The sequence below is a fragment of the Micromonospora sp. NBC_00389 genome, from assembly GCF_036059255.1.
In the GTDB taxonomy this organism is placed as follows: Bacteria; Actinomycetota; Actinomycetes; order Mycobacteriales; family Micromonosporaceae; genus Micromonospora.
Genome location: NZ_CP107947.1, coordinates 6,567,887 through 6,588,250 on the forward strand (window position 1 = coordinate 6,567,887; position 20,364 = coordinate 6,588,250).

A 20,364-nucleotide genomic window follows, 5' to 3' on the forward strand; every position below is an offset into this window, starting at 1 on the left:
TTTGTTTAGGCACGACAATTCCACCAAGGACGTATTGGACAGTCCTTGGCGTTGGCGTGGCCACAAAGGGCGGGCATCGAATGCCCGCCCTTTGCACGTCACTGGCTGAGCTCGGCGACCTCCTCGGCCGTCAGGCGGAGCGCCTCGGCGGGAGCTGCGCCCCGCGCTGCGGCGGTGGGCGGGTCGGTCGGCCGCCGCAGATGCCAGTCCGTCACCGCCTGGTAGGCGGCCACCACGGACAACAGCCGGTCCTCGGCGTACGGGAGGCCACCCAGGATGGTGCCGACCGGTAGCCCCGCGGTGGTGAGCCCGATCGGGAAGGCGATCTCCGGCAGGCCCAGGATGTCGAAGGGCACCGGGTCGGTCTGCACCACCACGTCGCAGCCGTCGAAGAGGTCGTTGAGCACCCGGTCCATCAGCAGCAGCTTGGCCCGCTGACCGGTGATGAACTCGTTGCCACCCATCAGCGCTCCTTGCAGCCAACTGGTCACCGACACACCGAAGCCGCGCAGGTCGGTGCGCAGGTACGGCATGAACGGCTCGGCTCGCTCGGGCAACCGGATGTTGTTGAAGGTGCTGCCGGTCAGCTGGCTCCACTCGGCGGGCAACTGCACGTCCACCAGGGTGACGCCCGGGATCGCGGCGAGCTGCGCCAGGTACGCCGTACGGGCCAGCGCACTGGGCGAGGTGCCGTTGGCGAAGCCCGGCAGCACGCCGATCCGGGTTTTCCAGCGCAGCTTGACGCGGCGTCCCTGATAGACCGGGCTCGCCGCGTCGATCAGTTTGGGTACGTGGGGCAGGCCCTGGCTGCGCGGGTCCATGGGGTCCTCGCCTGCCATCGCGGTCAGCATGATCGCGGCGTCCTTGGCGTCGCGCGCCAACGGGCCCGGATGGTCGCGGCTGTACGTGAGCGGAATGATGCCGGCCGCCGAGACCCGACCCATGGTCGGCTTGAGGCCGGTGAGGTTCTGCGCGTTGGACGGGGCGGTGATCGAGCCGCCGGTCTGCGTGCCGATGCCCGAGGTGGCCATCCGGCCGGCAACCGCGGTGGCGGTGCCGGTGGAAGACCCGCCCGGGTCGACGCCGCGGTCGGTCGGCGTCCAGGCGTTCACCGTGGTGATCACACCGGCCGGCGTGGTGGCACGGGTGGTCGCCAGCGGGCCCATCTGAGTCTTGCCGAGCACGATCGCGCCGCTTGCCTTCAGCCGGGCCACCGCAGTCGCGTCGTACGGAGGCACGAAGTCCTTGAACAGGAACGAGTTCGCGGTGGTGGGGACCCCTTCCGTGTAGTAGTTGTCCTTGATGGCCAGTGGGATGCCGTGCAGCGCACCGTGTCGGGGCCTGCGTCCGGCATCTCTCGCGGCCGCAATGGCCGCCTCGGCGAGCACCCGGTTGAACGCCTGGTAGCTACCGTCGTACCGGGAGATGCGATCCAGGTACGCCTCGACCAGGTGCTCGGGGGTGAGTTTGCCGGCGCGGATGAGCCAGGCTGCCTCGGCGATGGTGAGCTCGGACGGATCGGCGAGCGCTTCCGGCCGGGGCTTGGTGTAGGCGTTCGGCTGGTCCAGCGGCCGTCCCCCCGCTCCCGGCTTGGCGTTGGCGGACAGGCCGCTGCTCGCCAGCGCGACCGAGGGCAGTCCAACGTTGACGCCCACGGCTGAGACGGTGGCCAGAGCGGCGGCGCGGGCCAGAAACGCGCGGCGGTCGACCGTACGGTCGAGCGGTTCGGACGTCATGCCGACCGCCATTCAGTGCTGTTGGAGGGGTAGAGGACCGGCACGTGCTGCTGCGACAGCGCCTTCGCGGTGTCGGGATCGGTGCCATCGGGAGCGGGCAACTGGTATGCGGCGAGCGTCGCCACGGTGCCCCGCATGAAGGAGCGCAGCGAGGCGAGCACGGAGTCCCGGCCGGGCGAGCCGGTCTCCGGGTCGGGGCTGGTCCCCGGCGGAAGTTGGTCGAGGTCGATGCCGAGGGCAGCGAGCCGGGCACGGATCAGAACGTTCAGCTCAGCATCCGTGGGCGGAGTAGGTGCCATGATGCTCCCAAGTCGTGCGACAGGGGGTGTCGCGGGTCCCGGTCGAAGTGACCTTGACCGTAGGCCGGTAGCAACTCGCGGCGGCCGGGCGCGCGTAGAAGTTGAGCAATATTTGAGTTTGCCGATCATGTGGCACCCGACGTCGGGTGGACTGGGGCGGGCGCCCGTCAGAAACGGGTCGGCAGGGCGACCCTGCGCCGGTCACAATGAGCGCCGTGCAGAGATCAACGCAGCGCCTGCTCGACGAACTGGACGTCCTGCCGTACCGGGAGCGGATGGCCACGCTCGCGCGCCGGGCCGTCGATCTCAGCACCACCGGCGAGCTGCCGGGAGTGCTGACGGACCTGCGTGGTGGCACGACGTACCACCGGTTCCTCGCGGTCACCGCCGGCCAGGTCGTCGGCGACGGCGCGGCGGTGCGGGTGGCGCTGGACGACCCGCACCGCCCGATCCGGTCGGTCGCGGTGAAGGCCGGCCTGCGCGCCGGTTGGCTCTCCGGTGCCGAGCTGCTCACCCTCGTGCTCGACGCGTCGGCTGATCTGCGCCGCCTGGTCTACCGGTCGCTGCGCAACCTACGCCGCTCGGAGGTCGCGGACGCGCTGGTCGACGCCGTGTGGGATCGCTTCGGCGCGGTGGAGGCGGTCGCTCTGCTGCCGGCCTGCGGTCCGGACACCGTCCGCCGGCTGCTCCCAGCGGTCGAGCACGCGGTGGAAGGTTGGGTTCCACTGGCCCGTCGCCATGCCAACGTGCTGCTCGACCATGCCGAGGCGGTGCTGCCCGACCTGGACCCGAAGGAGCTTTCGCGGTGGTGGTCGGCGCACTCCAGGGGCGTCCTGATGGCTGGCCGGGGCCGACCGGATCGCGCGCTGACGCTACTCGAACGCCACGCCCCGGCCGACTGTCTCCCCGGCGACCTGACAGATTACGGTGCGCTCGCCGCCGCGGCTCCGAGCCGGGTCCTGGCGCTGCTGACCGCTCCCTCCCGGGCGGGCTGGGTGGCCTACCAGTGGCTGCCTCCGGCGCTGCTGCGTCGGTTCGTGGGGCTGCCGCACGCGGAGTTGGTCGAGCTGGGCCGGCGGGTACGCGGCCACAACAACTCGCTGGACCGGCTGTTGGGAGCAGTGCCCCCGTCGCGTCGAGGCGCCCTCTACGACGCGGTGCTCGCGGACCTGGAGACCGCCGACGAGATCCCGGACGTGGCGTTGCTGGAGGTGCTGCCACGCGCCTGGCGGGAGCGGGAGGCCCGCCGGGTGCTCGCCCTGGACCGGGTTCGCCACGACGAGGCGGCGGTACGGTCGTGGAGCGCGTTCCTGCCCTGGCCGGAGGCGTCCGCAGCGCTCACCCCGGCCCTGCGCGCCGCCGACGCCCAGGACCGTGCGGTGGCATACGAACTGCTCCTCGACGCCGCGCGGCGTAGCCGAGACCCGGCCGTGGTGGCCGAGGCGGTGGCCCGGTTGAGTCGGTTGCGCAACGAGCAGGACCCCGTCCGCGCCGCAGCCCTGACGGCCCTGGCAAGCCTCGCCCGGTTGCTGCGCGCGGACTCCGTCGAGGCGCTGACCCAGATCACGGTCGACGCGACGACCACCCGGGACGCGTCAACGCGCACCCTCGCCGCACTCGGCAGCCTCTCCACCGGGGTGCTGGGTCAGCACATCGACGAACCGGCCCTGCTGCGGTGGGCGCTGGACACCCTCGACCGACTCTTCGGCGGCCACCGGCTACCGACGCTGGGCCGGTTCGACGAGACGCTGCGCCACGGCCAGGAGGAGATGGTTTTCGCCCAGTTGCGAGGGTGGATCGAGGCGGGCTCGGCGCGGGGGCAGTTCAGCGCGCTGTTCGCGGTGACCCGGGCCCTGGGACGGCGGGCCTGGCGGCTGCCCGAGCTTCAGGAGTTGCTGAGCAGGGCGGGCGACCCGGGCAGCGTCGCCGTGGTGGTCCGGGAAGCCGTCGAGCTGTGGCTGGCTGACCCGAGGACCCGGGCGCAGCGCGTGGCGCACGTCCTGGACCGCGACGCCTCCACCATCACGTTCCCGACGGTGTGGCGGACGGTCAGCGCTCGGCGTACCGATCTGCTCGACCGGGTGCTGCTCGGCCCGCCGCCCACCGGGGCGTTTCTCACCGCCGGCACCCGCTGGATTCCGGGCCCACCCGTGCATCCCGAGCGGTGGCTGCCCCGGCAACAGGAGGCGTTCGTGCGGTTGCAGGCCCGGCTCGCCGCCGACGCCGGCACGCCACTGCACGGCCGGGCCGCCGCCATCCGGGCCGCCGCGCCGGTCCCCGACGCCGGGCGCGAGCTGGTGCTTCGGTACGTCGAGTCGCCGAACATCACCCTGGCCGAGGCGGCCCTCGGGGCGCTGCCGTGGACCGACCGACCGGACGAGGCGCTGCCGGTGCTGATGTCGCACGCCGACGACGAGCAGGCCCGCGTCGCCCTCTACGCCGCCGGCCGCGCAGTCCGGTTCACCCGGCCGGCCGCGCTACTGACGCCGCTGTCCGGCGTGGCCCTTGGCCGAGGCAAGGTGACCAGCCGCAAGGAGTCCCTCCGACTGCTCGGTCGCTACGGACCGCCAGCGGCGATGCCAGTGCTGCTGGCGGCGTGGCAGCAGCCCGACCAGCACCGCGACGTCCGGGCGGCAGTCGTCGCCGCCGCCCGGCAACGGCTGCACGCGCCGCAGAGCTGGACCATCCTCGAAGAGGCGGTCGTCGGTAGCCGCGAGGAGTCCCTGACCGTTCTGACGACCCCGCCTGATCGTGTCGCCCGACCGGACCGCCCCCGGTACGCCGCCCTCATCGTGCGGGCCTGCGCGAACCCGGGCCGCGAGGTCACCCGGGCCGCCTGGCCCCGACTCGCGCACTGGATGTCGTGGGCGCCAGACGTCACGGACCTGATCACGGCGGCGCTCACCGACCTGGGCGAGCACCACGCCTGGCCGTCGCTGCACCCGATGGTGGGCGCGTTGCTCGACCACCCGGACCGACCCGAACGGGGAGCGCTCGCCACGGCCCTGCGCGCCCTGGTCCAGATCGACGAGGCCGACCTGAACGCCGGTGGCCCCGCCGCCGACCGCCCGGCCCGACGGCGGATCAGCGCCATCCTGGACCAGGCAGGGACCTGGGCACGGTCGGTGGGCTCGCAGATCGACCGCGCCCAGGCCCGAGCGGCGGCCCGCGACCTGGGTCGACACCCGGCGTACGTAGCCAAGGCAGCTGAACTGTTGACCGCGCTGCAACTGGGCGGCACGACACCCCACCAGCTCACTGCCGACGTGGTGGAGATCGCCGAACTGGTCAGCGGGCGGCCGGCGCTCGCCGCCCGGCTGGCCGACGGCCTCGGCCAGCAGACAGAGCGGCGGTGGTCCGGGACAACCATCGACTCGGACCTGCTGTTCGACACCACCCGCAACCTCACCGCGCGAGGCGAGGCGACCACAGGCCTGTTCGCGGTGGCACTGGTCCGCGAGGGCAGGTCACTCGGCTGGCCGGAGCCGTGGCGGGACCTGCTCCGTTCGCTACGGGAGCACCCGATCGCCGACGTCCGCGATGGCGCCTTCGACATCTCGATGGAGGCAGTCTGACCGTACCCGCCCGCCTGCCCTGCCTCGTCGTCACGCCGCCGTGGCGAACTTCGCCAGCCGTTGCTGATCCCATCGTCAGGTCTCAGCAATCCGTGCGTTTCCGCAGGGAAGGTCCGTAACGGTGTCACCACAACGTGAGGGTCGCGGCGTCCTGATGACGGTCTCTCGCTTCCGTCTGCCGACATGTCGGCAGGGTTGCGCCACCTGCCCGCCCCGCCCCAACCTTTCGGCCGGGGCGGGTAGCGCGGGTCTTCTGGTCGGCTCCACGAGGGTTCGGCGCTTGCGCGCCCCGGTCTCCGGCCACTGCGGTACCGGTCGAGCTGGCCGCCGCGAGGGCGGCGAGGTTGCAGGCGGCGTTAGCGTCCCGGTCGGCGACCAGGCCGCACACGTCGCAGCGGAAAGTGCGCACGTGCAGCGGCAGCTTGGCTTTCACCGCGCCACACGTGGAGCAGGTCTTCGAGGAAGGGAACCAGCGGTCGGCGACATGGATCCGTCCACCGTTCCAGCCGGCCTTGTACGTCAGTTGCCGCCGGATTTCCCCGAATCCGGCGTCGGCGATCTTCCGCGCCAGGCGCCGATTGCGCAGCATCCCAGCGACGTTGAGGTCTTCGACCACAACCGTGCCGTACTCGGCGCTGATCTTGGTGGTGAGTTTATGCAGCGCGTCGCCGCGCAGGTTCGCCACCCGATGGTGCAGCCGGTTTCGTTCCGCGTTGGCTTTCAACCAACTGCGGGAAGGGGTCTGGCCGGTGCGCCGGTTCGGTCCTCGGCGGCGCGAGACGCGGCGGGAGAGCCGCTTGAGCTGTTTGACCGCCGCGTCGTAATGCCCGGGGTTGGGCACATGGCGGATCTCGCCCTGGCTGTCGGCGAGGACGGCGAGGCATTTCACGCCCAGGTCCACCCCGACGGCGACGTCCTGGCGGGTCGGGGTGCGTGCGGCGCGTTCGACCTCGACCTGGAAGGAGACGAACCAGCGCCCCCGCTCAAACCTGACCGTTGCGCAGAGGATGCGGGCGGTGTCGACGGCGATACGGCGCTCAAGCTTGCGTGTGGATTCGTGGGTGCGGATCGTGCCCAGTCTGGGCAGGGTGACATGCCGACGATCGGGCTCGACGCGGATGGCGCCGGTGGTGAACCGGCACGACAACCCCGCCCGGTGCTTGGACTTGCGCCGCGGCATGCCCATCCGTCGGCCCTTGCGCTGCCCGCGCTTCGACTTCGCGTAGTTGTCGAACGCGGCGGCGGCGTTGGCCAGCCCGGTGTTGTAGGCCTCCTTGGAGTTCTCCTCCCACCAGCCAGCAAACCGCGGGTCGGTCTTCTTGACCTGGTTGAACTCCTTACGCAGGGCGATCAGCGACCACGGCCGCCACTCGGTCAACTCCGGCTCGGCCAGCCCGTAGGACGCCTCGGCGCGGCGCTGCCACCACGACGCCGACACCCAGCCCACCGCCCAGTTGTAGGCGGCGCGTGCCGCGCCGCAGTGCGAGCGCAACGCCCGCTCCTGCGCGGCGTTGGGGTCCAGGGCGAACCGGTACGCCTGCACCACGAAGCCCGGCCGTGGCCGGAACTTCTTCACCCGACATCCCCCGCGGCCTCAGCTGCCCGCAACGCGGCGTCGGCCCGGTGTCGGGCCGAGCGGCGGCCGTACAGGCGGGCACGCATCGAGGTCAGCACCTCGGTCATGTCCCGCACCGGGTCATCGCTGGCTTCCTGCGCGTCGAGGACGATCAGGCGATGCCCGGACGCGGCGAGGGCGGCCTCCAGGTGCTCCACACCGAAACGGGCCAGGCGGTCGCGGTGCTCCACCACGATCACCACCGCTTCGGGGTCAGCCAGCACGCGGGCGAGTTTGCGCCGCCGGCCGTTCAGCCCGGAGCCGACCTCGGTGACGACTTCGCCCACGGCAAGCCCGAGCTTGGTCACTCCCACAACCACACGGGCAACCTGCCGATCCAAGTCTGGATTCTGGTCCGACGAGGACACCCGGCAGTACGCCACCACCCGGCCGGTCGCGAGGGTGCCCGGCTCCTGCACCAGCCAGGTCCCGGTAGCGGTGCGCACCACTGGCACGGGCATCTTGCCGTCCCTGGCCCACCGCCACGCGGTCTGGTAGTGCACGCCGTTGCGTGCCACCCACCCGCTCAACCTCACGCGATTATTCTAAACGAAAGTTGATAGGTGCAGAGCCAGAGCGGGCTCGTCCGTGGCGTCGCGACGCCCCAGTTCGACCAGTTCCTCGGGCTGCCGTACGCGGCGCCTCCCGTACGCGAACTCCGGTTCGCCGCTCCGGCCGCGCCGGAGTCGTGGCGGGGAATCCGGTCGGCCGATCGGCAGTCCCCGGCGTGCCTGCAGTTCGAGCCGACCGGCATCCGCGAGGAGCAGGCGGTCAGCGAGGACTGCCTCTACCTGGACGTCTACCGGCCGCGCAACGTCGCGAAGAACGCCAAGCTGCCGGTCATGGTCTGGTTCCACGGCGGAGGTCACACCCAGGGCACCGGCGTCATCTACGGCGGCGGAACGATGGCCGACAAGACCGACACCATCATCGTCTCGGTCAACTACCGCCTCGGGGCGCTCGGCTTCCTGGCCCACCCCGCACTCAGCGCGGTCACGAACGGCGGCTCCGGCAACTACGGCCGGATGGACCAGCTGGCGTCTGCCCAGTGGGTCCGCGACAACATCGCCAACTTCGGCGGCGACCGGAACAACGTGACGATCTACGGTCAGTCCGCCGGTGGACAGGCCGTCTGCGACATGCTGGCCATGCCGGCGGCCAAGGGGCTGTTCCACAAGGCGATCGTGCAGAGCCAGCAGTGCCTGGCCACCCGGAACACGCTCGCGGCCGGTGAGCAGCGGGGCGTCGGATTCGCCGAGTCGGTGGGTTGCACCGATGCCGCCACCGTCGTGAACTGCCTGCGCGCGGCGTGGCCCGCGAAGCTCATCGCCAACCAGGCGAACTACCTCGGCAACTCGAAGGTGGGCGGCTCGCTGCTCCCCAAGTCGTTCCCCGACGCGCTCGCCGACGGCACCTGGAACAAGGTCCCGGTGATGACCGGCACCACGCGCTCCGAGAACCGTCTCACCGAGACCGCCCTCGCCGGAATCACCGCGCAGGGCTACGTCGACACGATCAAGCGCGAGTACGGCGACAAGGCCGACCGCGTCCTCGAGCTGTACCCGCTGAGCAAGTTCAAGAGCCCGTGGGACGCCATCACCCAGGTGCACACCGACGCCGGGCGCGCGTGCCTCACCGAGCGGGCCGCTCAGGTGATCTCGACCAAGACCCCGCTCTACCGCTACGAGTTCAACGACCCGACCTCGCCGACCCTCTACGGGTTCCGCGTCCCGGGTGAGGACGTCTCCAACGGACACAGCGGCGAGCTCGCCTACCTGTTCGACTTCACCCTCGGGGAGCGGCCCCTGACCGCGCAGCAGGAGCGGCTGTCGGACCAGATGATGCGGTACTGGGGCGCCTTCGCCCACAACGGGAACCCGAACTACCGGGGTGCCCCGGCGTGGCCGACCTACGGTGCCGAGAACGTGCTGCAGCTGCGCACCGGCGGAGCGAGCCGCGTGATCAACACCTTCTCGGCGGACCACAACTGCGGCTTCTGGCTCAGCTGACCTCGCACGGCGCGCATCGATAGCAGAACAGCGCGGGCCCGCCCCGAACGGGGGCGGGCCCGCATCACGCCGCTGGGCGGTCAGGCGAACTGTGGCACGCGAGACTCCTGGCGCGGTTCGAGCGAGATGTACGCGGACAGGGCGCGGAGGAAGTCGGGCGCGTCGAAGATCTCGCCAGCGGAAGCGACGCCGCTCGCGCTCGTCTGACTGCCGAGAATGCGATGGACCGCTTCCACCGCCAGCGGTGCGCTGATGGCGTAGATGTCCTGGCCGCTGGCGACGACGCGTCGCTGCGTGTCGCCGGAGCGCACGATGACGTCCACGGTGAACGTCTGCGCGGACCGGCCGCGCTCGTCGACCGCAGTCGGTGCGGGTGTGTCTCGCGCGGCCAGGTCCTTGGCCGCGTCGGTGGTCATGTACGTGCGCACCTCGGGGATGGACAGGTGGCTGGGGACGGTGACGACATCGGCCATCGCGAACTCACCGAGGACCGTCCGGGTGCCCATCGGAGCGGGGAAGTCCCACTCCAGAATCGGCAGGTCGCGCTCGTCGAGGTAATACTCCAGCCGGCCACCGGTGTAGCGGACACGTTGGCCATCGCGCCGTTGCCGGGAGACGGTGCCGGAGGCGAGGGTCCCGGCCGTGGGGTGCCAACTGCTCAGGCCGTACGCGACGTGCGCCTCGTCGGCCGCGACCCAATCGCCCATCGCCGTCGTGACCAGCAGATCGCCGAGTCCGCCGAAGAAGGCCATCGCCGGGACCACCGCGACGCCCGCGGCCTGAGCGCGGTCGGTGAAGTGCGTGAACGTGTCGAGGTTGGCCTCGATCTCGGCCGCCACGTCCACGTACGGGATCCCGGTCCGCAGGGCGGCCTCGATCACCGGCGCCGCGGTCGAGGCGAACGGGCCGGCGCAGTTGATGACCGCGGCCGCACCCCTCAATGCCTGGTCGAGCGAGGCCGGATCGTCTACCGACGCCACCCGGTACTCGAGCCCTGGATGCGACGTCGCCAGCGCCTGGAGCTTGCCCGCGTCGCGACCGAGGAGAAGCGGGACGTACCCGCGATCGCGCAACTCCGTCACCACGAACCGCCCGGTGTGTCCGTACGCACCGAATACCGCCACGGTCTGACCCGAACCCATCTGCGGTTCCTCCATGCTTTTCGAAAGATCGACTGAAGAGAGCCTGTCAGCAGCGCCCGGCTCGGACGAGTGTCTGGAACGCCATGCCCCGTACAATTTCGGACATGGCCACTATCGCGCTCGCCGCCACCGAGGGGATGCTGCACTTCGAGCTCGCCATGGCCTGCGAGGTCTTCGTCCGCGACCCCTCCGGCCTGGCAGACCCGTGGTACGACCTCGTGGTCTGCGGCCCCGGCCCGGTCCGGATCGGCACATTCCATGTCGACCCTGACGACGGGTTGGACCGACTCGCCCGCGCCGACACCGTGATCATCCCTGCCGTGGAAGACATCGACGCGGACGTGCCATCCGACCTGCTCGACGCCGTCCGCACTGCCCACGAGGCGGGCGCTCGGATGGTCTCGCTGTGTACCGGTGCGTTCGTGCTGGCCGCCGCCGGGGTGCTGGACGGGCTGCACGCGACCACGCACTGGGCCCACACCGAAGCGCTGGCCGCCCGCTATCCCCGGGTGAAGGTCGACCCGGACGTGCTCTACGTCGACAACGGCAACGTGCTCGCCTCTGCCGGCAAGGCCGCCGCGATCGACCTGTGCCTGCACCTGATCCGCCGCGACCACGGCTCGACGGTCGCCAACGCCGTCGCCCGCCGCCTGGTCGTCCCGCCGCACCGCGCCGGCGGCCAGGCCCAGTTCGTCACCACCCCGGTGCCCGCCCGCGACGACCATCCCCTCGCCAACCTTCTTCCCTGGGCGATGGAACGACTGAACCGTCCGCTGACCGTGGAGGACCTGGCTCGCCAGGCGAACATGAGCTCGCGAAACCTGGCCCGCCACTTCAAATCGGTAACCGGCACCACCCCACTGCACTGGCTGTCAACGCAGCGGATCCGCCGGGCCCAGGAACTGCTGGAGAACACCGACAACAGCATCGACGCCATCGCTCAGGCGGCCGGTATGGGAACCGCCACGACGCTACGCCGACACTTCAACCGCACCGTCGGTGTACCTCCGGACGCCTACCGTCGCACCTTCCGCAGCGCCTGACCCGCACGCCCACCGAACGGCGGGTACATTGATCGAACAATCGACCAACTCAGCACACGGGTGGGCCACGAGATGAGCAAGCTGCAGTACCAGTGCGCGATGTCTCTCGACGGCTTTATCGCCGGCCCAAACGGCGACATGTCCTGGCTCAGCAGCCAATCCGACGACACCCCGACCGACACAACCGAAACTGAAACCACAAACCCTCTCGTAGCGCAGGTCGGCGCGGTACTCACCGGGAACCGCACCTACCGTGGCGACGACCCGAACGCCGGCACCGACAAGGAAGGCGGCTACGACGGGCAGTACTTCGGGCCGTCCATTGTGCTCACCCACCACATACCGGAAATCGCCGAACCCGGCGTTACGTTCGTCGACAATCTCGACAAGGCCATATCCATGGCCAAAGAGGCCGCCGGGGAAAAGCTGGTCAGCGTACTCGGCGCCAACGTCGCCCGCCAATGCATCGAGATCGGCGCGCTCGACGAGATCCTCGTCTACATCACACCGGTACTCCTTGGCGACGGCGTCCGGCTCTTCGATCACCCCGGCGGCTCTCTCGTCCGGCTCGAAGTCCTGGAAGCAGACAACCTGAGCATCCTCAGCCGCATCGTCTACTGACCGAGCGGCGCCATTTGAATGCCGCGCTGCGACCCGCACACATAGCACGCCGATCCGTTCCCGCCGGCCGTAGTCTCACCAGCATGACGAAAACGCAGACGCACACCCTCTCGGTACCCGGCGCCGACCTGGTCTACGACGTCCGCGGCCCGCTACCCCCGTCTGGCGGATCCCCCGCGCTGCTCATGATCGGCCAGCCGATGACGGCCGAGGGCTTCGACGCGCTCGCCGAACACTTCACGGACCGCACAGTCGTCACCTACGACCCGCGCGGCCTGGGCCGCAGCATCCGCACGGACGGCCGGTCCGACCACACCCCGCAGCGTCAGGCGGCCGACCTGCACCTGCTGATCGAGGCGCTCGGCGCCGGCCCGGTTGACGTGTTCGCCAGCAGCGGCGGTGCGGTGACCGCACTCGAACTGGTCGCGACGCACCCCGGCGACGTCGTCACACTGGTGGCGCACGAGCCGCCGATCAACGCTGTGCTCCCCGACGCCACGGCCGCCGAGCGCGCCCGGGCCGCCTTCTACGAGGCGTACCAGGCGAAGGGCACCAGCGCAGGGATGGCCGCCTTCATCGCGATGACTTCCTGGCAGGGCGAGTTCACCGAGGCCTACTTCGCCCAGCCCACGCCCGACCCGGCGATGTTCGGCATGTCGACCGACGACGACGGCACCCGCGACGACCCGCTGCTGTCGAAGAACTCCTGGGCGATCAGCGACTACCGCCCCGACGCGAGCGTGCTCACCGCAGTACCGACCCGGATCGTGATCGCGGTCGGCGAGGAGTCGGCGGGAACGTACACCGCGCGTACGGCCCTGTGCACTGCGGCGTTGCTCGGCCAGGAGGCCACGGTGTTCCCGAGCCACCACGGAGGCTTCCTCGGTGGTCAGTTCGGTTACGCCGGCAAACCCGAGGAGTTCGCGGCAAGGCTGCGCGACGTGCTGGACGCCGGCTGACCGTCGCGGGCCTGCGCAGCAAACGGGACGGCCACCGACGACCGCCTGTCGCATCGCTGGTCGGTCCGCACGGACACGCCCGCAGCACCCCTGGCTAGCCTGCGTAGGGTGATCATTCGAAGAGACGAAGGGGTCTGACGATGAGCCACGAGACGCCGGCTACCGATCACCCGCTGACCACCGCGCTCGCGGAGGCCGCCGGATTGGCCGGCCACGCACCCTCGGTGCACAACACCCAGCCGTGGCGCTGGACGGTCCTCCCCGACGCGCTGGAGCTGCGGGTGGTCCACGACCGTCAGCTCAGCGCGACGGACCCTGAGGGCCGGCTGCAGGCGATCAGCTGCGGCGCCGCGCTGCACCACGCCCGGGTGGCGCTGGCCGCCAAGGGCTGGACACCGGTGGTGGAGCGGCTGCCCGACCCCGCCCAGTCCGACCTGCTGGCCCGGCTCACCAGCTTCCACCACACCGGCGCCGACCCGGACGCCACGCGTCTGGTCCAGGCCATTGAGGTGCGGCACACCGACCGCCGCCCGGTCAGTGACGAGCAGATTCCCCCGGCGACGCTCGGTGAGATCGAACGGGCGGCCACCCGCGAGGGCGCGAACCTCCAGGTCCTCGACGACACCCAGAAGCTCGCGCTGGCCAGCGCTGCCCAGCAGGCCGCCGCTGTCGAGGCGGCCAGCCCTGGGCTGCGCGAGGAACTGGCGTACTGGACCAGCCGCGCCGGCGCCGGCACCGGGCTGCCGCCGGAGGTGCTGCCCGAGCAGGCGCCACAGACCACCGTCCCGGTGCGCGACTTCGGCCGCGCGGGCACCCTGCCGGTCGGCTCCGGCCACGACCAGGCCGCCGTCTACGGGATCCTCTGGGGCAGCGAGGACGAACCGGACAGCTGGCTGCGCGCCGGTGAAGGGCTCTCCGCCGCCTGGCTCACGGCCACCCGGCTCGGGGTGTCCCTGGTGCCGCTCTCCGGCGTGGTGGAGGTCGAGGGCACCCGCCAGACGCTGCGGCGAATGCTGTCCGGCCTGGGCTTCCCGTACCTCGCCATGCGGCTCGGCGTGGCCGACCCGACGCACGCGGACCTGCCGCACGCCCCGCGGCTGGAGACCGCGCAGACCGTCGACACCTCGGCGGTGGCCGGCCAGCTGCCATAGCACCGACGGTGACGCCGATCTCGTCCTGTCATGCGGGCAGCCGCAGACCTGATCGGAAAGGATGGTCGGGTGATCAGTGGTAGTTCTGGCCGCATGACCAAGACCGGCTCGGGCGATCCGGTCGCCTGGCACGCCGTCGCAGCGGACGGCGTCGCCACGGCGTTCGCGGTCGAGCCGCCCTCCGGGTTGACCGCGCTGGAGGTCGAGCGGCGGCGGAGTCAGTACGGGCTCAACCGCCTCGCCGAGGCGCCCAGGGAGCCGTGGTGGAGGGCTCTCCTCCGGCAGTTCCAGGACCTGCTCATCGTGATTCTGCTGGTGGCGGCCGTAGTGAGCCTGCTGGTCAGCAGGGAGTGGGAGACACCGGCGGCGATCGCCGTCGTGGTGTTGCTCAACGCGACGATCGGGTTCGTGCAGGAGTCTCGGGCGGAGGCATCGCTGGAGGCGCTCAGACGGATGCTCGTGACGTCGGCGACCGTGCGCCGGGACGGTCGGCTGCTTCGTGTCAACGCCGAAGAACTGGTGCCGGGTGACGTGGTCGTGGTCGAGGCGGGCGACCGGATGCCGGCCGACGCGCGGTTGCTGCAGGCGATTTCGCTGGAGGTGCAGGAGTCGTCCCTGACCGGCGAGGCGCAACCCGTGACGAAGAGAGCGGACGCCGACGTGCGGCCGGACGCCGCGCTGGGTGATCGCGTCACGTTGTTGTTCATGAACACGATGGCGACCCGCGGTCGTGGCGAGGCGGTCGTCACCGCCACGGGGATGGATACGGAAATCGGTCGAGTGGCCGGGTTGTTGCACGAGGCCCGGGCCGGCCTGACCCCGTTGCAACGGCAGATCAACGCCCTCGGTCGCACCTTGGCGGTGACCGCCGGCATCGTCATCGCCATCGTGTTCGGCCTCGGACTGGCACGAGGGCAGCAGTTCCACGAGCTTTTCGTCACCGCGGTCTCGCTGGCAGTGGCGACCATTCCCGAAGGACTGCCGGCGGTCGTGGCATTCACCCTGGCGATGGGAACCGGCCGTCTCGCCCGCCGCGGAGCGATCATCAAGCGGCTGGCGTCGGTGGAGACGTTGGGCAGCACGTCGGAGATCTGCACGGACAAGACCGGCACGTTGACCTTGAACGAGATGACGGCGCGGGAAATGGTGTTCGCGGGCCGGCCGTTCACCGTCTCTGGTGAGGGTTACCGCACCGACGGGCAGATCCAGACCACCGACGGCGGTGTCGGGCCGGGTGGGCTGAAGGACGCGCTCACCGCAATGGCGCTGTGCAGTGACGCGGTGCTGCGGGACGATGCGCTGGTCGGTGACCCCACGGAGGGCGCGCTGGTGGTGCTCGCGGAGAAGGGTGACGTCGATGTCGCGCGCCTGCGCGCGCAACGTCCCCGACTCGCCGAGGTGCCGTTCGACGCCGATCAGAAATACATGATCACCTTCCACCTCTGGACCGGCGAGAACGGAGAGGACATCGTCCGGGCCTTCATCAAGGGCGCGCCGGACGTCCTCGCCGAACGCGCCGACCGGCACCTTGACGGGGAGCACGTCGTCGCCTTCGACGACGACGCGCGGGTGCGATACGGCGAGGCCAACGCGGACCTTGCAAGGCGCGGACTGCGAGTACTCGCGATCGGTGTGCAGGACCTGCCGGCGGCGGACTTCGATGCCGCAGCAGACCTGCGGAAACTACTCGATCGTGTGGTGTTGCTCGCGCTGGTGGGAATCGTCGATCCGCCACGCCCGGAGGCCCGCGACGCGATCGCCGCCTGCCGCGACGCCGGCATCCGAGTCCGGATGATCACCGGCGACCACGCCGTCACGGCAGCGGCGATCGCCGAGAATCTCGGCATCCAGGGCAGAGCCGTCACCGGCAGGGACCTGGACCGCATCGGCGACGACGACCTCGCCGACTACCTGGCCGACATCGGCGTCATCGCCCGTGTGTCGCCGGCCCACAAGATCCGGATCGTGCAGGCACTGCAGAACACCGGCAGCGTGGTCGCCATGACCGGCGACGGGGTCAACGACGCCCCCGCGTTGCGGGCCGCCGACATCGGCGTGGCGATGGGCGTCACCGGCACGGAGGTGGCCAAGGAAGCCTCCACCATGATCCTCACCGACGACAACTTCGCCACGATCGTCCGCGCCGTTCATGGCGGGCGGGGCATCTACGACAACATCGTCAACTTCACCCGTTTTCAGGTGTCCACCGCGTTCGCATTCGTGATCACCTTCCTCGTCGCGTCGGTGACCGGCATCGCCGGCGGGGCACCCTTCACCGCTCTGCAAATCCTGTTCGTCAACCTCGTCATGGACGGTCCTCCCGCCATGTCGTTGGGTGTCGACCCGGTCAGCCCGGACGCGATGCGCCGACCACCACGGCCTGCGGGGGAACACATCCTCAACCGGCAGCGAATGGGTCGGATCGTGCTGGCCGCGGCCGTGATGGCTGCGGGAACGGTCGCGGTGCTGCAGTTGGCGCCCGGGCCCGCCCCGGCGGCGGCGCACGCCACGATCGCCGGCACCATGGCGTTCGTGACGTTCGTCTTCTTCCAGGTGTTCAACCTGCTCAACGTCCGCAGCTTCACCCGCAGCGTGTTCTCACGGGAAACGCTGCGCAACCGGTCTGCCTTCGTCGCCACCGGCGTAGTGGTGGCCCTGCTCGTGCTGGTCGTGGAACTCGACGTGCTGAACGGACTGTTCACCACGACCGACCTCAGCGCAGGCCAGTGGCTGGCCTGCGCTGCTGTCGGGTCAACGATCCTGATCGCCGGTGAAGTCGTCAAGGCACTGACGCGCAGCCGTCGGCACCGGCAGAGCCTGGCCGCCGGGGCTGGCGTGTCGTGACAGCACCCTAGGGGCAGGTGCCCTAGTCAGCTTCGTTGGCAGGAACCTCAGGGACCACCAGGACGGGCCGGTGGGCGCGGTGCAGGGTGGCCATGGCGACGCTGCCCAGCAGAATCTTGCGCACGGCCGAACGTCCGCGCGAGCCGACCACGAGCAGGCTCGCCTTTCGGTCCGCTGCGACCGCGGCCAGCGCGTCGGCCACGGCCCGCCCGGGGGCCCCAGCTCCGGCGCGCACACGGACGGTAGTCACGTGCTGATCGCCGGGCGCCGCCACCGCAGGGCTCTTCTCGCTGTCGCTGTCGCCGTCGCTCTCGACAGAGACCAGAACGACATCACGTTCGGGGAAGAGCCGCCGGGCGGTGGTGAGCGCAGCCTCGGCGCTTGCCGAGGAGTCCCAGCCGACCACGATCGGCCCGTCGGCGAGCGCGGCATGTTCGTCGGTCAACAGCGGGTGTGGCACCACCAGCACAGGACGCGGGCTGTAGTGCACGGCCATGTCCGACACACTGCCGAGCACCGCCCGTGCGCCGCCCAGCCCTCGAGAGCCGATCAGCAGCACATCGGCCTGCTTCTCGTCGGCCGCCTCAGCCAGCTGCAGCCCTTCCCCGCCGTAGCTGCGGCACACGAGAGGCTCAGCGTCCCAGCCGGCAGCCCCGGCCAGCATCACGCCCATCGATGTCAAACGATCGGCCTCGCGGCCGCCCTCACGCTCGACCGCCTGCACATACACATTGATGTTGCGGGTACCCGTCCACAGCCGCCGCCGCAACTCCTCGCTGGCGAACGGAGGCGTCCACAGATGCGCGATCCATGCGTGAGCCCCAGGAAACAACAGCCCTCCGGCTTCGATCGCAGAGCTCGCGGCCGGAGACCCGTCGTAACCCACCACTACTCGTCTGACGTTCGCGCCACTCACCGCACAACCTCCCTAACGTGCCCGAACAAAGCCGCGCCCCGGATGAGAGCGCGCGCCGCATGCCGATACCGACGCCTGCGGTGGCCGGCCGGCTGGATAAGTACGGCAGAAGGGCACAACCTGATCATATCTTCGGCGCAGGTCAGCACCGGCTCTCGCCCTGTCGCTACCAACCGGCGGCCCTGCCGCGAAGCCTGACCGACCGCCGCGTCCGACGTGGCGATCACGGCGCCGCCCAAGGGGCCGATCAACGAAGACCAGCGCCCGACGTCGTTGGCAGTCGGGTGGTGATCGACCTCGCCGACAAGCACTACTTCGCGCAGGGCAGCCGGGCCTGACGGAGAAAAGCCGTGGAGACCGGTCAGAGCATCTGACCTGTCTCCACGGCCGCCGGAAGGAATCGTGCAGCCGACTCCCCCTGTGGCTCCGCGGTGCGCTAGACCCGGGTGACCCGGACGGCGTCGGCCACGACGTAGCCGGCGGCGCTGGTCCACCGACTCACCGCGACCAGGTTGCGGTCGCCGGCAGCGAGCGAAAAGGTGCCGAGCGAACGCCAGACGCCACCGTTCGCGCGCTGGTCGACGTTGACCGTCTGGGTGCCCGAGGCGGTGGCGATGACGTGCGGGGTCGAGCTGTTGTACCCCGGATCGGCCGGGTGCCGTACCTCGATCCGGTAGTTTCCGGCCGCCGGGATGTCGACCTTGAACCAGGCGGCGTCGCTGGCGGGGGTGGGGTCGGCGAAGCGGTAGTCAGCGCCGTAGCGCTGGCTGGAGTAGCTCGAGGTCCCCCAGTTGGTGCTCGCCGTGAACCGCCCCGCGGTGGCGTTGTCCACGATGACGCTGAAGGTGGGCGGGGGGGTGCTGCCCAGCCCCAGATAGCTGGCGATGCCCTGACCGTGCGCGCGGGCGGTGGCGGTGATGAAGTCGGCCCGTTTGAGCAGGTTCGCGTCGGCCAAGGTGTCGATGAAGAGATTCTCGGTGAGCACCGCGGGCATGTTCGTCTCGCGCAGCACGTGGAAGTTGGCCGTCTTCAGCCCCCGGTCGGTGACCGAACTGACCGACCGCATGCCGGCGATCACCTTCGGGTGCAACGCGTTGTGCAGATTGACGGTGGCGGCGTCCGCCGTCGGGTACCGGTAGCTCTCGAAGCCGGTGCCGCCCCCGGAGTTGATGTGCACACTCACGAAGAGGTTGGCACCCCAGGCGTTGGCGTCGTCGGTGCGGTAGGCCAGGCTGCGAGTGATGTCGGTCGTCCGGGACATACGGACGTCGACGTTCCAGCTGGCCAGCAGGATACTGCGCAGTTGCAGGGAGATGTCGAGCGTCAGGGCCTTCTCCTGCAACCCGTTGCCGACCGCCCCAGAGTCAGTGCCGCCGTGGCCGGGGTCGATATAAATCTTGGGCAACGCGGCATGCGCGGCTCCCCCGAAGATGGGGGCGGCCGCAGCACCGGCGAGGGCCGCCAGCAGGGTACGCCGCCGTAGCGCCACGTCATCGAACATATACACCTCTCATGGGGAACCGAAGAGATCAACGATGGACGGAATATAGCGGAACGTCGATGGAGATGAAAGATGTCTTCGCCTAGCGATCTGACCGTCGGAGGTTTCCGCCACTGCGCCGCCGGCCAACCAACCGTGGGACGACGCAGGGCACTCAAGCGCACGGCGAGCAGTCCTCTTCGGATGCAGCACCGCAGCCACCGGCGGTCGCGGTAGGTTGCACAGTCATGGCCACGACCGCCGACGTCCGCCACGAACTCGCCAGCCTCGCCGACCCACGTCGAGCGGCGGCATCGAGCCAGTTTCTGCAGATGGCCCCGGGCGGGTATGGCGAGGGCGACAAGACCATCGGTGTCTCCGTGCCGGAACAGCGCAAGGTGGCCGCCCGCTACTGGCGCGAGCTCTCGCTGGCCGAAACGGCGAAGCTGCTGAGCAGCGGCGTGCATGAGGAGCGGCTGACGTCGCTGTTCATCCTGGTGCGCAAGTTCACCAAGGCAGATGAGGAGGAACGCGGCCGGATCTTCGGCACCATCCTGGCCAACACCGGCCGCATCAACAACTGGGACCTGGTGGACTCATCGGCGCCGTACATCGTCGGCCCTTGGCTGATCGACAAGGACCGGAGCGTCCTGGACCGGTTGGCCGAGTCGAGCCTGGTGTGGGACCGGCGCATCGCCATCATGGCAACTTTCGCCTTCATCAAGGCCGGTGACTTCCAGTGGACCTTCCGCCTCAGTGAACGGCTCCTGCGCGACCCACACGACCTCATCCAGAAGGCGGTGGGCTGGATGCTGCGCGAGGTAGGCAACCGTGACAGAGCGGCGGAGGAGGAGTTCCTGGCCCGACGCTATCGAGTCATGCCGCGGGTCATGCTGCGCTACGCGATCGAAAAGTTTGAACCGCAGCGACGCAGGGAGTACCTGTCCGGCATGGCCTAGATGATTGATGCCCGC

16 protein-coding genes are annotated in these 20,364 nt (G+C 70.1%); 9 read left to right on the plus strand and 7 right to left on the minus strand.

Annotated features, from left to right (window positions below):
* Positions 1-98: 98 nt before the first annotated feature.
* Positions 99-1,736, minus strand: a complete 1,638-nt coding sequence (locus tag OG470_RS31075) for an amidase (protein ID WP_328418053.1) — start codon at positions 1,734-1,736, stop codon at positions 99-101.
* Positions 1,733-2,035: a hypothetical protein gene (locus OG470_RS31080; protein WP_328418055.1), complete on the minus strand. Its 303-nt coding sequence runs from the start codon at positions 2,033-2,035 to the stop codon at positions 1,733-1,735. The genes OG470_RS31075 and OG470_RS31080 overlap by 4 nt, the downstream gene beginning before the upstream one ends.
* Before the next feature lie 206 nt (positions 2,036-2,241).
* On the opposite strand from OG470_RS31080, the gene OG470_RS31085 reads away from it, so the two are divergent.
* Positions 2,242-5,610 (plus strand): hypothetical protein, encoded by a 3,369-nt coding sequence (locus tag OG470_RS31085; RefSeq protein ID WP_328418056.1) that lies wholly within the window; start codon positions 2,242-2,244, stop codon positions 5,608-5,610.
* Between the two features lie 124 nt (positions 5,611-5,734).
* Here the strand turns inward: OG470_RS31085 and tnpB are convergent, their stop codons facing one another.
* Positions 5,735-7,156: an IS607 family element RNA-guided endonuclease TnpB gene (tnpB, locus tag OG470_RS31090; protein WP_328418058.1), complete on the minus strand. Its 1,422-nt coding sequence runs from the start codon at positions 7,154-7,156 to the stop codon at positions 5,735-5,737.
* Positions 7,157-7,182: 26 nt separating this feature from the next.
* Positions 7,183-7,761, minus strand: coding sequence for an IS607 family transposase (locus OG470_RS31095; RefSeq protein ID WP_328418060.1), 579 nt, complete (start codon positions 7,759-7,761; stop codon positions 7,183-7,185).
* A gap of 27 nt (positions 7,762-7,788) precedes the next feature.
* On the opposite strand from OG470_RS31095, the gene OG470_RS31100 reads away from it, so the two are divergent.
* Positions 7,789-9,234 carry a carboxylesterase/lipase family protein gene (locus tag OG470_RS31100; RefSeq protein ID WP_328418062.1) on the plus strand — a complete coding sequence of 482 codons (1,446 nt, stop codon included), beginning with the start codon at positions 7,789-7,791 and terminating at the stop codon, positions 9,232-9,234.
* 80 nt (positions 9,235-9,314) lie between these two features.
* On the opposite strand, the gene OG470_RS31105 is transcribed toward OG470_RS31100, so the two are convergent.
* Positions 9,315-10,376, minus strand: coding sequence for a saccharopine dehydrogenase family protein (locus tag OG470_RS31105; RefSeq protein ID WP_328418064.1), 1,062 nt, complete (start codon positions 10,374-10,376; stop codon positions 9,315-9,317).
* A 104-nt stretch (positions 10,377-10,480) separates the two neighbouring features.
* Between OG470_RS31105 and OG470_RS31110 the strand changes: the two genes are divergently transcribed.
* The 5 genes from OG470_RS31110 to OG470_RS31130 all read left to right on the plus strand — a co-directional run bounded on the left by OG470_RS31110 (position 10,481) and on the right by OG470_RS31130 (position 16,994).
* The gene (locus OG470_RS31110; protein ID WP_328418066.1) at positions 10,481-11,419 is read left to right on the plus strand and encodes a helix-turn-helix domain-containing protein; all 939 of its coding nucleotides are present in this window, start codon (positions 10,481-10,483) and stop codon (positions 11,417-11,419) included.
* Positions 11,420-11,491: 72 nt separating this feature from the next.
* A complete protein-coding gene (locus OG470_RS31115; RefSeq protein ID WP_328418068.1) occupies positions 11,492-12,040 on the plus strand; it encodes a dihydrofolate reductase family protein in 549 nt (182 codons plus the stop codon).
* A gap of 83 nt (positions 12,041-12,123) precedes the next feature.
* On the plus strand, positions 12,124-12,999 hold the full coding sequence (locus OG470_RS31120; RefSeq protein ID WP_328418070.1) for an alpha/beta fold hydrolase: 876 nt from the start codon (positions 12,124-12,126) through the stop codon (positions 12,997-12,999).
* Positions 13,000-13,139: 140 nt separating this feature from the next.
* On the plus strand, positions 13,140-14,150 hold the full coding sequence (locus OG470_RS31125) for an Acg family FMN-binding oxidoreductase (RefSeq protein ID WP_328418072.1): 1,011 nt from the start codon (positions 13,140-13,142) through the stop codon (positions 14,148-14,150).
* Positions 14,151-14,219: 69 nt separating this feature from the next.
* Entirely contained in the window at positions 14,220-16,994 is a 2,775-nt protein-coding gene (locus OG470_RS31130; protein ID WP_328418074.1) for a cation-translocating P-type ATPase, read from the plus strand.
* Positions 16,995-17,016: 22 nt separating this feature from the next.
* On the opposite strand, the gene OG470_RS31135 is transcribed toward OG470_RS31130, so the two are convergent.
* Positions 17,017-17,910: a universal stress protein gene (locus OG470_RS31135; protein ID WP_328418076.1), complete on the minus strand. Its 894-nt coding sequence runs from the start codon at positions 17,908-17,910 to the stop codon at positions 17,017-17,019.
* A gap of 17 nt (positions 17,911-17,927) precedes the next feature.
* Between OG470_RS31135 and OG470_RS31140 the strand changes: the two genes are divergently transcribed.
* Positions 17,928-18,248, plus strand: coding sequence for a hypothetical protein (locus tag OG470_RS31140; RefSeq protein ID WP_328418078.1), 321 nt, complete (start codon positions 17,928-17,930; stop codon positions 18,246-18,248).
* Positions 18,249-18,346: 98 nt separating this feature from the next.
* Here OG470_RS31140 and OG470_RS31145 read toward each other — a convergent pair whose 3' ends face one another.
* Complete coding sequence (locus OG470_RS31145; RefSeq protein ID WP_328418080.1) at positions 18,347-19,411, minus strand: golvesin C-terminal-like domain-containing protein; 1,065 nt, start codon at positions 19,409-19,411, stop codon at positions 18,347-18,349.
* Positions 19,412-19,638: 227 nt separating this feature from the next.
* Here OG470_RS31145 and OG470_RS31150 point away from each other — a divergent pair, with 227 nt between their 5' ends.
* Positions 19,639-20,349 (plus strand): DNA alkylation repair protein, encoded by a 711-nt coding sequence (locus OG470_RS31150; protein WP_328418082.1) that lies wholly within the window; start codon positions 19,639-19,641, stop codon positions 20,347-20,349.
* Positions 20,350-20,364: the final 15 nt, after the last annotated feature.

What these genes read in the sequence shown, in the direction of transcription:
- OG470_RS31075 (WP_328418053.1), bottom strand. Translation starts at nt 1,736, where the DNA reads ATGACGTCCGAACCGCTCGACCGTACGGTCGACCGCCGCGCGTTTCTG.
- OG470_RS31080 (WP_328418055.1), bottom strand. Translation starts at nt 2,035, where the DNA reads ATGGCACCTACTCCGCCCACGGATGCTGAGCTGAACGTTCTGATCCGT.
- OG470_RS31085 (WP_328418056.1), top strand. Translation starts at nt 2,242, where the DNA reads ATGAGCGCCGTGCAGAGATCAACGCAGCGCCTGCTCGACGAACTGGAC.
- OG470_RS31105 (WP_328418064.1), bottom strand. Translation starts at nt 10,376, where the DNA reads ATGGGTTCGGGTCAGACCGTGGCGGTATTCGGTGCGTACGGACACACC.
- OG470_RS31110 (WP_328418066.1), top strand. Translation starts at nt 10,481, where the DNA reads ATGGCCACTATCGCGCTCGCCGCCACCGAGGGGATGCTGCACTTCGAG.
- OG470_RS31115 (WP_328418068.1), top strand. Translation starts at nt 11,492, where the DNA reads ATGAGCAAGCTGCAGTACCAGTGCGCGATGTCTCTCGACGGCTTTATC.
- OG470_RS31120 (WP_328418070.1), top strand. Translation starts at nt 12,124, where the DNA reads ATGACGAAAACGCAGACGCACACCCTCTCGGTACCCGGCGCCGACCTG.
- OG470_RS31125 (WP_328418072.1), top strand. Translation starts at nt 13,140, where the DNA reads ATGAGCCACGAGACGCCGGCTACCGATCACCCGCTGACCACCGCGCTC.
- OG470_RS31145 (WP_328418080.1), bottom strand. Translation starts at nt 19,411, where the DNA reads ATGTTCGATGACGTGGCGCTACGGCGGCGTACCCTGCTGGCGGCCCTC.
- OG470_RS31150 (WP_328418082.1), top strand. Translation starts at nt 19,639, where the DNA reads ATGGCCACGACCGCCGACGTCCGCCACGAACTCGCCAGCCTCGCCGAC.